The organism is Aeromicrobium sp. Root344 (assembly GCF_001425755.1).
Classification (GTDB): domain Bacteria; phylum Actinomycetota; class Actinomycetes; order Propionibacteriales; family Nocardioidaceae; genus Aeromicrobium.
Map to the genome: position 1 here is coordinate 3,115,294 of NZ_LMDH01000001.1, position 13,230 is coordinate 3,128,523.

The following is a 13,230-nucleotide window of genomic DNA, read 5'->3' on the forward strand; positions in this document are numbered from 1 at the left end:
GGTGTGGGTGGTGGCGAATGCGCTCAGCCGCAGGTGACGGCCGGCAGGATGACCTGGTCGATGACCCGGGTGATCAGGTCCTCGGTGGGTGTCTCACCGAGGAAGAACAGGCGGTGCAGGACGATGCCGGGCAGGCACGGGCTGATCAGCGCAAGGTCGACGTCGGCGGAGATCTCGCCGCGTGCCTTGGCTCGCTCGAAGATCGCGTCGTTCACGGCGATCTTGGGCGCGATGACGTCGCGGCGGTAGACCTCCGCGAACTCCGGGTCCCGGCTGACGGCCGTGATGAGGCTCCCGACGAGCGCCATCTGCTGGCGGTCGGTGACTCCACCCATCCCGCAGTAGGTCGCGATCAGGTCACCGCGCAGGGTGCCCGTGTCGGTGCTGACGGGCTCGCCCATGTGGGAGATCAGGGCGTCGATGACCAGTTGGGCCTTGCCGTTCCAGCGGCGATAGAGCGTCGCCTTGGAGGCCTTCGCCTCGGCGGCGACCGCATCCAGCGTCAGCCGGTCGTATCCCACCTCGGCGAGGACGTGGAGCGTGGCATCGAGGATCTCCTGCTCGCGCCCCCCTTCGACGCGAGGACGCGTGAGGGTGCCGGCGGACGCCTGCTGAGCTGCTGGGGACACGGAACCTCGGTTGACGGATGAAACGGTACGGTTTCGTTTCAAGAACGTACGGCAACGCCCGCCTCGGGCACAAGTCGGTCACCGGGTCGTGGACAATGAGTCCATGAGCATCGTGCGCCAGTCCGAGAAGCTGAGGGATGTCCTCTACGACATCCGTGGACCCGTCGCGTCGCGAGCCGCCGCCCTGGAGGCCGAGGGCCACCGGATCATGAAGCTCAACATCGGCAACCCGCAGCCGTTCGGCTTCGACGCCCCGGCGGAGATCCTGCAGGACGTCATCGCGGCTCTGCCGAGCTCGGCCGGCTACTCCGACTCGCGCGGCATCCAGTCGGCCCGGCGCGCCGTCGTGCACCACTACCAGCTGCAAGAGGGCTTCCCGACGATCGACATCGACGACGTCTGGATCGGCAACGGCGTCTCCGAGCTGATCCAGATGGCGCTGCAGGCGTTGCTCGACAACGGCGACGAGGTGCTCGTGCCGGTGCCCGACTACCCGTTGTGGACCGCCGTCACCAACCTCGCCGGCGGCGTGCCGGTGCACTACCGCTGCGACGAGGACAACGACTGGAACCCCGACCTGGAGGACCTCGAGTCCAAGATCACGGACCGCACCAAGGTCATCGTCGTGATCAACCCCAACAACCCCACCGGAGCGGTCTACTCGCGGGAGACCCTCGACGCGATCGCCGACCTCGCCCGCAAGCACGATCTCGTCCTCATGGCCGACGAGATCTACGACAAGATCCTCTACGACGACGCGGTCCACATCCCGCTGGCGAGCGTCGCCCCTGACGTGCTGACGCTGACCTTCAACGGGCTGTCCAAGGCGTACCGGGTGTGCGGCTACCGGGCCGGCTGGCTCGTCGTCACGGGTCCGCTGGAGCGGGCCGGCGACTACCTCGAGGGCATCACGCTGCTCGCCTCGATGCGACTGTGCCCCAACGTGCCCGCGCAGAACGCGATCCAGGTCGCGCTCGGCGGCTATCAGTCGATCAAGGAGCTCATCCTGCCCGGCGGGCGGCTGCTGGAGCAGCGTGACACCGCGGTCAACGAGCTGCGCAAGATCCCCGGAGTCAGCGTCGTCACGCCCAAGGGCGCGTTGTACGCCTTCCCGAAGCTCGACCCCGAGGTGCACCCCATCAAGGACGACCAGCAGCTCGTGCTCGACCTGTTGCTGCAGGAGAAGATCCTGCTGACCCAGGGGACCGGCTTCAACTGGCCGGACACGGACCATCTGCGTATCGTGACGTTGCCGTGGGCCCGCGACCTCGCCGAGGCGATCCAGCGGCTCGGCAACTTCCTCAGCAGCTATCGGCAGGGCTGAGCCGGGCCCGGTCAGTCGGCGGCGCGGAGCGCCTGGCGCACTTCCGCTGCGCCATGGTCGTCGGCGTCCCGCAGGCGGTCGGCGGCGAGGTCGCCGGCCCGGCGGGCAGCGTTGAGCATGTGCCGCACCTGGTCGAAGTGGTTGGTCCAGTCGCGCTTGAAGCCGTCGTTGCTGCCGACCCGCTCGTCGTCCGGGATCATGCGGCCGGCCCGGATCGCGAGCCGGATGTCCTCGAGGCGGTGCTCCGCCTGGTCGAGCGTGCGCGCGGCCTCCTGGATGGCGTCGCCCACCGCGCGTACGGCAGCCGGTCCCGAGATCGTGTGCTGTGCCGCGCTCTCGTCGTGGTCACCGGCCTCCTCGAAGGCCACATTGGTGTGGCGCGGGAGCTTCTCGTCGACCTGGTCGTCGGCGGTCTTGGCCTTCTGGACGAGCTCGGCGTACTCGTCGACGAGCCCACGGACGGTGTGCCGGTAGGCCGTGATCGCCTGCTCGACCGCGCTGCCGTCCTCGAGGAGCATGGCCTGGGCGTGTGCGCCGCCCGAGCCGTCGGCGAACGTGACGCCGGCCTGTCGCTTGAGCTGCGTCAGGTGTGAGCCCGCTGCGTCGGAGTCGATGTGGTGGATGAGCGCCTCGACGTTGGCGGGTGCGTTCTTGTGGCCGTGCAGCGCGTCTCGGAACGTGTCCCGTGCCTGGCGCCACCTGCGGCTGAGGTCGTCGACGCCGTCCTGTGCGTGCGTCAGCACGTCCGCGGCGTGATCGATCGCGTCAGCCAGCGCATCGAGCTGCTGCGAGTCGGCGTCGAGCGTACGGCCGGTGCGTTGGGCCGCGTGGGACAGCGCAAGGACGATGCGTCCGCGCTCGCCGTCCGGCGGGTTGGCCTGCTTGAGCTGATGACTCGCCTGGTCGACCTGGCGGCAGAGGCCACGCAGACCCTGCACCGCGGTGCGGAGCTGGGCGGGCTGACCCGGGACGCGGACGGTGTCGGGCCCGATCGGCCCGGCGACGAACTCGGCGTGCAGCGTCATGATTCCCCCTGAAGTCTGACGAGTGCTGCCTGATTATTACCGAGGGCTGCGCTGCTCCGCCACTCCGAGGGCGATCAGAGCCCGGACTGCTTGCGGGCGACGAACGCCGCGACCTCGTCGCGGCGGAACCGGGCGATGGCGTCGATGAGCTCGGCCGGCAACGCCTGGTCGAGCGGCAGCTGGATCGCCGACTTGCTGGTGCGGTAGGGCGCCAGCTCGTCGGCGAACCGGGCGTACGTCGCCGCCGTCGGGAACAGGTTGAGCGACGTGTGCTCGGTGTGGCCCGCGAACTGGATCACGACGACGCCCTCGTGCTTGTAGGCCGGGATGTTGTAACTGATCGTCTCCTCGGCGTCGGGCAGCGCGGCACGGATGATGCGGCGGGTCTCGACGAGCCGGGGCACGACGTCGTACGTCGCCGCCTCGATGTACTCGTCGACCGTCGTGAACTTCTGCTTGTCGTCAGTCACCACTCAGGTGTAGTCGACCAGCGGCCAGAAGGACAATTCGAGCGTGATGACGGGACGACACGGTCTGCGTTGGTCAGGAGCGTCAGGGCCCTCGACTAGGCTGAAGCCCTTCCCCCACGATCGCGCCGAGGAGGCCATTTTTCGATGTCGAGCGACTCGCCATTCGTGCATCTGCACGTGCACACGGAGTACTCGATGCTCGACGGCCACGCCCTGCTCGACCCGTTGTTCGACCGCACCGCCGAGCTCGAGATGCCGGCCATCGCGATGACCGATCACGGCAACCTGCACGGCGCCTACGACTTCTACAGCAAGGCCAAGGCACGCGGGATCAAGCCGATCATCGGCATGGAGGCCTACCTCACGCCCAACATCCCGCGCACCGAGAAGAAGGCCGTGCAGTGGAACAAGGGCGGCGACGACGACGTCTCGGGGCGCGGCGCCTACACGCACATGACGCTGCTGTCCGAGACCACGGAGGGCATGCACAACCTGTTCCGCATCGGGTCCTACGCCAGCCTCGAGGGGCAGTACCGCAAGCCGCGCGCCGACCGCGAGCTGCTGCAGCGCTATGGCAAGGGCCTCATCGCGACGACGGGTTGCCCGTCGGGCGAGATCCAGACCTGGCTGCGCATCGGCAACTACGAGAAGGCACGTGCCTCCGCCGCGGAGTTCCAGGACATCTTCGGCAAGGAGAGCTTCTTCCTCGAGCTCATGGAGCACGGTCTCGAGATCGAGGCCCGCGTACGCGAGGGGTTGCTGCGGCTCAAGGCCGACCTCAACCTCCCGGTCATCGCGACCAACGACTCGCACTACGTCGCGCCCGAGGACGCCGAGGCCCACGACGCGCTGCTGTGCATCGGCACCGGCACGACGCTGGCCGACCCCAAGCGGTTCCGGCTCGACGGCGGTGGCTACTACATCAAGTCCGCCAAGGAGATGCGAGACCTCTGGGAGGACCGGTTCGACCTCAAGGAGGCCTGCGACAACACCCTGCTGATCGCCGAGCGGTGCGAGGTCGAGTTCACCGAGTCCAACGGTGGCTACATGGCACGGGCCGACATCCCCGCCGGCGAGACCGAGGAGAGCTGGTTCGTCAAGGAGGTGTGGCGCGGCATCGAGTCGCGCTACCCCGGCGACAAGCTGACCCCCGAGGTTCGCGCCCGCACCGAGATGGAGCTCGAGGTCGTCCGCGACAAGGGCTACTGCGGCTACTACCTCGTGGTCGCCGACTTCATCAACTGGGCCAAGGACAACGGCATCCGCGTCGGCCCCGGTCGTGGCTCCGGCGCCGGCTCGATCGCCGCCTACGCGCTGCGGATCACCGACCTGTGCCCGCTGACCCACGGCCTGATCTTCGAGCGCTTCCTCAACCCCGAACGCCCCTCGATGCCCGACTTCGACATCGACTTCGACGAGCGCCGTCGCGGCGAGGTCATCCGCTACGTCAGCAACAAGTACGGCGAGGAGCGCGTCGCGATGATCGCGACGTTCGGGCGGCTCAAGTCCAAGGCCGCGATCAAGGACGCCGCGCGCGTCATGGACTACCCGTTCGGTCACGGCGAGCGCATCACCAAGGCGCTGCCGCCCGACATCATGGGCAAGGGCGTCGCCCTGCGCGACATCTTCGACAAGGACCACAAGCGCTACGGCGATGGCGCCGACTTCCGCCGGATGTACGAGGACGACGCCGACGTCCGCAAGATCTATGACACCGCGCTGGGGCTCGAGGGTCAGGTCCGCCAGTGGGGCGTCCACGCGGCCGGCGTCATCATGTCGAGCGACCCCTTGATCGACATCGTCCCGATCATGAAGCGCGAGCAGGACGGCGCGATCATCACCCAGTTCGACTACCCGATGTGCGAGGCGCTCGGGCTGGTCAAGATGGATTTCCTGGGCCTGCGCAACCTCACGGTGCTCGACGACGCGCTCGAGAACATCAAGCGCAACCGCGACATCGACCTGGTCCTCGAGGACCTCACGTTCGACGACCCCGCGACGTACGACCTGCTGGCCCGCGGCGACACGCTCGGCGTCTTCCAGCTCGACGGCGGGCCCATGCGGGCGCTCCTGCGCAGCATGAAGCCCGACAAGTTCGAGGACATCTCGGCAGTCGGCGCGCTCTACCGGCCCGGCCCGATGGGTGCGGACTCGCACAACAAGTACGCCCGCCGCAAGAACGGCCGCGAGCCGATCGACCCGATCCACCCTGAGCTCGAGGAGCCGCTCGCCAAGGTGCTCGGCGAGACCTACGGCTTGATCGTCTATCAAGAGCAGGTCATGGAGATCGCGCAGGTCCTGGCCGGGTTCTCGCTCGGACAAGCCGACAACCTGCGGCGCGCGATGGGCAAGAAGAAGAAGTCCGAGCTCGACAAGCAGTACGCAGGGTTCCAGGCCGGCATGCTCGAGCGCGGCTACTCCCAGAAGGCGATCACGACGCTGTGGGACATCCTGCTGCCGTTCTCGGACTACGCCTTCAACAAGGCACACTCCGCCGCCTACGGCGTCATCTCCTACTGGACGGCCTACCTCAAGGCCAACTATCCGGCCGAGTACATGGCGGCCCTCCTCACCAGCACCCGCGGTGACAAGGACAAGTCGGCGATCTACCTCAACGAGTGCCGTCGCATGGGCATCAAGGTGCTGCCGCCCGACGTCAACGAGTCGGTCTCCAACTTCGCCTCGGTCGGCGCCGACATCCGGTTCGGCCTCGGCGCGATCCGCAACATCGGCGAGAACGTGGTCGCCGGCATCGTCGAGGGCCGCACCACGAACGGTCCCTACACCGACTTCAACGACTTCCTCGGCAAGGTCCCGACCCTCGTCTGCAACAAGCGGGTCCTCGACTCGCTGATCAAGGCCGGGGCGTTCGACTCACTGGGCCACCGTCGCCGTGCCCTGACGACCGTTGCCGAAGAGGGGGTCGACCTCTACATCGACCTCAAGCGCCAGGCTGCCATCGGCCAGGACTCACTGTTCGGTGGCGAGGACGACGCGTTCACCGGCGGCACGGTCGAGGTGCCCGACACGATGCCGGAGTGGGAGAAGACCCAGCTGCTGGCGTTCGAGCGCGACATGCTCGGCCTCTACGTCTCCGACCACCCGTTGCAGGGGCTCGAGCACGTGCTGCGAGCCAGCAGCGACTGCACGGTCGGCGAGCTGCTCACCGATCTCGACCGGCCAGACGGCAGCACCGTACGCATCTGCGGCCTCATCACGGGTGTGCAGCGCCGCATGAGCAAGAAGGGGGACTCGTGGGCCTCGGTCACGATCGAGGATCTCGAGGGTGGCATCGAGGTCATGGTGTTCCCGGGCGCCTACCAGCTGGCGATGCCGGTGCTGATCCCCGACACGATCGTCGTGGTCAAGGGTCGCGTGCGCCGCAAGGACGAGGGTGTGGAGCTCAACGCCCTCGAGGTGACCCTGCCGGCGATGAACACCGGCGGCCCCGATCGCCCGCTCGTCGTGAGCCTGCCGGTCGCCCGCTGCACGACCGACACGATCGGCACGTTCAAGCAGGTGCTCGCCGCGCACCCGGGCGTCTCCGAGGTGCACCTGCGGCTGATCGGCAACGGCTCGACCAAGGTCATGCGACTCGACGACAGCCTGCGTGTGGCACAGTCGTCGTCGTTGATCGCCGACCTCAAAGAGCTGCTGGGCCCCCATTGCCTTTCCTGAGAAGACTTCTGTTCTCTGTCGCCGCGACGCTCGTCCTGGGTGTCGCGGCAGCTTTCGTGTGGGAACGGATCGCCGACCCGGCCGACTGGGAGGTGACCCGGACGGGCCTCTCGATGGGCGAGGCGGCGTCCGAGGGCCAGTTCGGGGTCGTCGCGATGTTCGTCCTGGTGGGTGTGGTCGCGTCCCTCGCTCTCGGTGCTTTCGCGGCTCTGGCACTCCGGTCCCTCGAGTGGGTCGCGGTCCCGGTCATCGTCGTGCTGACGTCGATCGCAGCGGTGATCGCGTGGCGCCTCGGCATCGTGCTGGGTCCGCCCGACCCGTCGACGGTCAAGGACGTGTCCGTCGGCGACCAGGTCCCGGCCCGGCTGGCGATCGACAGCATCGTGCCGTTCCTGGTATGGCCGGTCTTCGGGCTCGTCGGATTCATCGTCACGACACTGCTCGGCACCCGTCTGGATGAGTCCGAGCAGCTCTACAGCTAGCGTGCGATCCGCGCCACCACCGCGTCCGTCAGCAGGATGAGGTCGCTGGGCTGCACCTCGGCCTCGAGCCCCCGACGGCCACCGGACACGAAGATCGTGGGCCACTGTGCTGAGGTCTTGTCGATGACGGTGCGGTGCTTGCGTTTCTGACCGAGCGGCGAGATCCCGCCGATGACGTAGCCCGTGGCCCGCTGCGCCTGGGCGGCATCAGCCATCTGTGCGCGCTTGCCGCCCAGCGCGTCAGCGAGCGCCTTGAGGTCGAGCGAGCCCATGACCGGCACCACGCCGACGCACAGCTCGCCGTCGACCTCGGCCATCAACGTCTTGAACACCCGACCCGGCTCGACGCCGAGCGCGGCCGCCGCTTCCATGCCGAACGAGTCGGCGCGCGGATCGTGAACGTACGTGTGGGGGGTGAACGGGATGTTGGCGCGGTGCAGCGCGACGAACGCAGGTGTTGCGTCGGTGGGCTTCTTGTTGGCGGCCACCAGTCCACGGTAGCCCGTCCGTAGACTTGCCGTCGTGATGCGACGTCTCGACCTGAGAAATCTCGAGCCCGCTGCCGAGGAGTGGCAGAGGGTCTACAGCGCTGCCGTGCCGCGCGCCGAGGTGGACGTCGAGCACGCCATGGCCGCGGTGCGGCCGATCTGCGAGGACGTGAAGTCGCGTGGCGCCGATGCGGTGCTCGATGCGGGGGAGCGCTTCGACGGCGTACGTCCTGCGCAGCTCCGGGTCCCGGTCACTGCGATCAGCCGTGCCCTCGAGCTTCTCGCGCCCGACATCCGTGCCGGCCTGGAGGAGTCGATCCGCCGGCTGCGGCAGACCTGCGAGGCCGAGCTCGAGCACACGCTGGTCACCGACGTCGCGCCCGGCGCCACGGTCGAGCGCCGGATCGTCCCCATGCAGCGCGTCGGTCTCTATGTCCCCGGTGGCCTTGCGCCCCTGGTCAGCACCGTCATCATGAATGCCGTCCCGGCGCAGGTCGCGGGCGTGCCGGGGATCGCGCTGGCGAGCCCGCCCAACGCCGAGTTCGACGGACTGCCGCACCCCACGATCCTCGCCGCATGCGGACTGCTGGGCATCGACGAGGTCTACTCCGCCGGTGGCGCCCAAGCGCTTGCGATGTTCGCCTACGGTGCGGGGGAGTGCCGACCGGTCAACCTGATCACGGGGCCGGGCAACATCTACGTCGCAGCGGCCAAGCGCTACCTGCAGGGCACCGTCAGCATCGACGCCGAGGCCGGCCCGACGGAGATCGCGATCATCGCCGACGACACCGCCGACGCGGCGTACGTCGCGGCCGACCTGATCAGCCAGGCCGAGCATGACCCGATGGCAGCCAGCGTGCTGATCACGGACAGTGACCAGCTGGCCGATGCGGTCGACTCGGCGCTGCTCGACCAACTCGGCTCGGCGAAGCACGCCGACCGCATCCGCACGGCACTCGAGGGTCAGCAGTCGGCGACCGTGCTCGTGCGCGACATCGACCAGGCCGTCCAGGTCGCCAACGGTTATGCCGCCGAGCACCTCGAGATCCAGACGGCCGGCGCGGCCGGCGTCGCCGCCCGCATCGTCAATGCCGGGGCGGTGTTCGTCGGCTCCCACACGCCGGTGTCGCTCGGCGACTACGCCGCAGGTTCCAACCACGTGCTTCCGACCGCCGGCTGCGCGTGCCACTCCTCGGGACTGTCTGTGCGCGCGTTCTGCAAGAACATGCACGTCGTGACCTACGACGAGACCGCGCTGCGCGAGGTCGGCGACCACGTCGTGACGCTCGCCGAGGCGGAGAACCTGCCGTCGCACGGCGCCGCCGTGTCGATCCGGATGTCGCGCTGATGCCGTTGCCGGCCTGGGTGCCGATCCGCGAGGAGCTGCGCGACGACGAGCCCTACGGTGCGCCGCAGCTCGACGTCCCGGTGCAGCTCAACACCAACGAGAATCCCTACGGTCCGAGCGAGATCGTGGCGCAGGACATCGGCGACTCGGTGCGTGATGCGGCGCTGTCCCTCAATCGCTACCCCGACCGCGAGGCGATCGGGCTCCGCACGGCTCTCGCGGCGTACCTGGGGCACGGGCTGACGCCCGACCGCGTCTGGGCGGCCAACGGCTCCAACGAGATCATGCAGCAGGTGCTGCAGGCTTTCGGCGGTCCGGGGCGCACTGCGGTGTCGTTCGCACCCACGTACTCGATGTATCCCGAGTACGCCCGCAACACGCACACCCGCTGGGTCGCGGGCCGTCGGCTCGACGACTTCGGACTCGACGTGGACGGAGCGCTCGAGCTGATCGCGGCCGAACAGCCCGACGTCGTCATCCTCACCTCGCCCAACAACCCGACAGGGACGGCGCTCGATCCCGCGCACACCCGTGCGATCGCCGAGGCGGCGCCCGGCATCGTCGTCGTGGACGAGGCGTACGCGGAGTTCCGGCGTGATGGCACGCCGAGCGCGCTGGAGCTGCTCGATGAGTTCCCCCGGCTGCTGGTCACCCGCACGATGAGCAAGGCGTTCGCGCTCGCCGGCGGCCGACTCGGCTATGTCGCGGCGAACGCCGGCATCATCGACGCCCTGCGCATCGTCCGGCTGCCCTACCATCTGTCCGCCGTGAGCCAGGCCGCTGCGACCGCCGCGCTGCGCCATGAGGACGAGCTGCTGGCCCAGGTCGACGCACTCAGGGGCACCCGCGACGAGACCGCCGCGTGGCTGCGTGAGCAGGGATTCGACGTTGCGGAGTCCGATGCCAACTTCATCCTGTTCGGCCGGTTCGACGACCGCCACGCGGTCTGGCAGGGCCTGCTCGACCTGGGAGTCCTGATCCGCGAGGTCGGACCCCTAGAATGGCTGCGCGTGTCGATCGGCACGCCGGACGAAATGACCGCGTTCCGCCACGCACTCCTGGAGGTGACCCGATGACCCGCACTGCGCGCATCGAGCGGAAGACCTCGGAGTCGCATGTCGTCGTCGAGATCGATCTCGACGGGTCCGGCATCAACGACATCTCCACTGGTGTCGGCTTCTACGACCACATGCTGACCGCCTTCTCGCGGCACTCGCTGATCGACCTGACGGTCAAGTCCGAGGGCGATCTGCACATCGACGCGCACCACACGGTCGAGGACACCGCGATCTGCCTCGGCGAGGCGATCCGCGAGGCACTCGGCGACAAGGTCGGCATCCGCCGCTACGGCGACGCGCTCGTGCCCCTCGACGAGTCGATCGCACAGGCCGTCGTCGACGTCTCCGGGCGGCCCTACTTCGTGCACTCCGGCGAGCCCGACCGGCAGATCACGGCGATCATCGGTGGCCAGTACACCGGCGCGCTGACCGCGCATGTCCTCGAGTCGATCGCGCACCACGCCGGGATCACGATGCACGTACGCCTGCTCGATGGCCGCGACCCGCACCACATCGCCGAGGCGCAGTTCAAGGCAGTCGCACGTGCGCTGCGTGACGCCGTCGCGATCGACCCGCGCGAATCGGGGATCCCGAGCACGAAGGGTGCTCTGTGACCCGACCGCGCGTTGCGGTGCTCGACTACGGCTCAGGCAATCTGCGATCGGCAGTACGTGCGATCGAACGCGCCGGCGCCGAGGCCATTCTCACCAGCGACGCGACCACGGCCGTCGAGGCCGACGGACTGCTCGTGCCCGGTGTCGGCGCGTTCGAGGCGTGCATGCGTGGGCTCGTCGGTGTCGACGGTGTGCGCATCGTCGAGCGCCGGCTGATCGCCAACCGGCCGGTGCTGGGCATCTGCGTCGGCATGCAGATCCTGTTCGCCGAGGGCATCGAGCACGGCGTGCGCACCGAGGGCTGCGGCGAGCTGCCCGGCATCGTCGAGCGACTCCAGGCGCCGATCGTGCCGCACATGGGCTGGAACACCGTCGAGCCCGGTGACGGCTCACGGATGTTCGCCGGCATCGAGGACGAGCGGTTCTACTTCGTGCACTCCTACGGCGTACGCGACTGGGTGCTCGACCAGCCGCCGGCGATGCCGGATCCGGCCGTGACCTGGACCGAGTACGCGGGCGATCGCTTCGTCGCGGCCGCCGAGCACGGGCCGCTGTGGGCGACGCAGTTCCATCCCGAGAAGTCGGGCGACGCCGGGTCCCAGCTGCTGAAGAACTGGCTCGCGACCCTCTAGGTCACTCAGATCGCGTCGCGGAGGACCTCTGCGAGCTGCTCGGGCTTGGTGAACTGTGGCCAGTGGCTGGTCGGCAGCTCGACGATCGTGACGTCCGCGATCTTGGGCAGCTCGGCGAAGTAGGCCTCACCGGCGGCCGTGTAGGTGTCGATCTGTTCGCGGGTGAACGTCGTCGTGATCAACGTGACCGGCACGGCATAGCGCGCCTCGTTCGACAGCACCTGGGGGTCCTGGGCGGCCGCCGCCGGATGCGGCACCGCACGCTCGCGGAAGTCGGCCAGCTGGGCGTCGGTGAAGTCGTCGAGGTCGTGCGACCCGTCGGCGCGGAAGACGTCCCACTCCGGGAGCGGCAGGTCCGGCCCGTCCGACGGCAGGTGCGGGTTGGTCGGCGTGCCGTGGGGGAGCGGTCCGCTGTCGACGTAGACCGCTCGCGCGACGCGGTCAGGGCGCTGGTCGACGGCAGCGTGCACGACCGTGCCACCGCCGCTGTGCCCGACGAGGACGACCGGCTCGTCCGACCGGTCGATCTCGGCCACGACCGCCGCCACGTGCTCGGCGAGGCCGATGCCTGCGCGATCCGTGTCGACCGACTCGAGGCCGGGAAGCGTGAGGGCGACGACCTCGTGGCCGGCGGCCCCGAGGGCCGGGGCGATGCGGTCCCACGACCACGCGCCGAGCCAGAATCCGGGAACCATGATGATCTTCATACCGACCACCGTAGGGGCCGACTCCGACAGATACGATCGCCTGCGTGACCCTCGAACTCCTCCCCGCCGTCGACGTCGCCGATGGACAGGCCGTGCGTCTCGTCCAAGGTGAGCTCGGCAGCGAGACGACCTACGGATCCCCCCTCGACGCCGCCCTGCAGTGGCAGTCCGACGGCGCCGAGTGGATCCACCTGGTCGACCTCGATGCCGCGTTCGGCAAGGGCTCCAACCGTGAGCTCCTCGCCGACGTCGTCACCCGGCTCGACGTCAAGGTCGAGTTGTCCGGGGGCATCCGCGACGATGCCTCGCTCGAGGCTGCGCTGGCCACCGGCTGCACCCGGGTCAACCTCGGCACCGCCGCTCTGGAGAACCCGGAGTGGTGCCGCAAGGTCGTCGGCCAGTACGGCGACCAGATCGCAGTCGGTCTCGACGTGCGTGGCACGACGCTCGCGGCACGCGGCTGGACGCAGGAGGGCGGCGACCTGTTCGAGGTGCTGGAGCGCCTTGAGCGCGACGGCTGCGCCCGTTACGTCCTGACCGACGTCACCAAGGACGGCACGCTCACCGGACCCAACCTGGACCTGCTGCGCCAGGTGTGCGAGATCACCGACAAGCCCGTCGTCGCCTCGGGCGGCGTGTCGAGCCTCGACGACCTCCGCGCGATCGCCTCCCTGAGCGGCGCCGGCGTCGAGGGCGCGATCGTCGGCAAGGCGCTCTACGCGGGCGCGTTCACGCTGCCCGAGGCCCTCACGGCGGTCGCTGAGGTCTGAGGTTT

13 protein-coding genes are annotated in these 13,230 nt (G+C 68.8%); 8 read left to right on the top strand and 5 right to left on the bottom strand.

The genetic code is table 11. The annotated features are described in order from the left end of the window. Positions 1 to 23: 23 nt before the first annotated feature. Positions 24 to 629 carry a TetR/AcrR family transcriptional regulator gene (locus ASC61_RS15405; protein WP_056213351.1) on the bottom strand — a complete coding sequence of 202 codons (606 nt, stop codon included), beginning with the start codon at positions 627 to 629 and terminating at the stop codon, positions 24 to 26. Positions 630 to 732: 103 nt separating this feature from the next. Between ASC61_RS15405 and ASC61_RS15410 the strand changes: the two genes are divergently transcribed. Then, a complete protein-coding gene (locus ASC61_RS15410; protein WP_082530703.1) occupies positions 733 to 1,953 on the top strand; it encodes a pyridoxal phosphate-dependent aminotransferase in 1,221 nt (406 codons plus the stop codon). A gap of 11 nt (positions 1,954 to 1,964) precedes the next feature. Here the strand turns inward: ASC61_RS15410 and ASC61_RS15415 are convergent, their stop codons facing one another. Together ASC61_RS15415 and ASC61_RS15420 are read right to left on the bottom strand one after the other, a co-directional pair. Continuing rightward, positions 1,965 to 2,978 (bottom strand): hypothetical protein, encoded by a 1,014-nt coding sequence (locus tag ASC61_RS15415; protein ID WP_056213354.1) that lies wholly within the window; start codon positions 2,976 to 2,978, stop codon positions 1,965 to 1,967. A gap of 74 nt (positions 2,979 to 3,052) precedes the next feature. After that, positions 3,053 to 3,448: an iron chaperone gene (locus tag ASC61_RS15420; protein ID WP_162243679.1), complete on the bottom strand. Its 396-nt coding sequence runs from the start codon at positions 3,446 to 3,448 to the stop codon at positions 3,053 to 3,055. A 144-nt stretch (positions 3,449 to 3,592) separates the two neighbouring features. Between ASC61_RS15420 and dnaE the strand changes: the two genes are divergently transcribed. Both dnaE and ASC61_RS15430 read left to right on the top strand, forming a co-directional pair. Beyond that, entirely contained in the window at positions 3,593 to 7,126 is a 3,534-nt protein-coding gene (gene dnaE / locus ASC61_RS15425; protein WP_056213358.1) for a DNA polymerase III subunit alpha, read from the top strand. A gap of 56 nt (positions 7,127 to 7,182) precedes the next feature. Further along, entirely contained in the window at positions 7,183 to 7,608 is a 426-nt protein-coding gene (locus tag ASC61_RS15430; protein WP_056213360.1) for a hypothetical protein, read from the top strand. Here ASC61_RS15430 and ybaK read toward each other — a convergent pair. Next, a complete protein-coding gene (gene ybaK, locus ASC61_RS15435) occupies positions 7,605 to 8,096 on the bottom strand; it encodes a Cys-tRNA(Pro) deacylase (RefSeq protein WP_056213363.1) in 492 nt (163 codons plus the stop codon). The two genes, ASC61_RS15430 and ybaK, sit on opposite strands and share 4 nt — an antisense overlap. A gap of 34 nt (positions 8,097 to 8,130) precedes the next feature. Between ybaK and hisD the strand changes: the two genes are divergently transcribed. Genes hisD through hisH form a run of 4 tightly spaced genes read left to right on the top strand, consistent with a single transcriptional unit; the run spans position 8,131 to position 11,748 of the window. After that, positions 8,131 to 9,444, top strand: a complete 1,314-nt coding sequence (hisD, locus tag ASC61_RS15440; protein WP_056213365.1) for a histidinol dehydrogenase — start codon at positions 8,131 to 8,133, stop codon at positions 9,442 to 9,444. Then, on the top strand, positions 9,444 to 10,520 hold the full coding sequence (locus ASC61_RS15445) for a histidinol-phosphate transaminase (RefSeq protein WP_056213367.1): 1,077 nt from the start codon (positions 9,444 to 9,446) through the stop codon (positions 10,518 to 10,520). Before hisD ends, ASC61_RS15445 begins: the two co-directional genes overlap by 1 nt. After that, positions 10,517 to 11,116 (top strand): imidazoleglycerol-phosphate dehydratase HisB, encoded by a 600-nt coding sequence (hisB, locus tag ASC61_RS15450; RefSeq protein WP_056213368.1) that lies wholly within the window; start codon positions 10,517 to 10,519, stop codon positions 11,114 to 11,116. Before ASC61_RS15445 ends, hisB begins: the two co-directional genes overlap by 4 nt. Then, positions 11,113 to 11,748 (top strand): imidazole glycerol phosphate synthase subunit HisH, encoded by a 636-nt coding sequence (gene hisH / locus ASC61_RS15455; protein WP_056213370.1) that lies wholly within the window; start codon positions 11,113 to 11,115, stop codon positions 11,746 to 11,748. The genes hisB and hisH overlap by 4 nt, the downstream gene beginning before the upstream one ends. A 5-nt stretch (positions 11,749 to 11,753) precedes the next feature. Here hisH and ASC61_RS15460 read toward each other — a convergent pair whose 3' ends face one another. Next, positions 11,754 to 12,455 carry an alpha/beta fold hydrolase gene (locus tag ASC61_RS15460; RefSeq protein ID WP_056213372.1) on the bottom strand — a complete coding sequence of 234 codons (702 nt, stop codon included), beginning with the start codon at positions 12,453 to 12,455 and terminating at the stop codon, positions 11,754 to 11,756. Between the two features lie 44 nt (positions 12,456 to 12,499). Here ASC61_RS15460 and priA point away from each other — a divergent pair, with 44 nt between their 5' ends. Next, a complete protein-coding gene (gene priA, locus ASC61_RS15465) occupies positions 12,500 to 13,225 on the top strand; it encodes a bifunctional 1-(5-phosphoribosyl)-5-((5-phosphoribosylamino)methylideneamino)imidazole-4-carboxamide isomerase/phosphoribosylanthranilate isomerase PriA (RefSeq protein WP_056213374.1) in 726 nt (241 codons plus the stop codon). Positions 13,226 to 13,230: the final 5 nt, after the last annotated feature.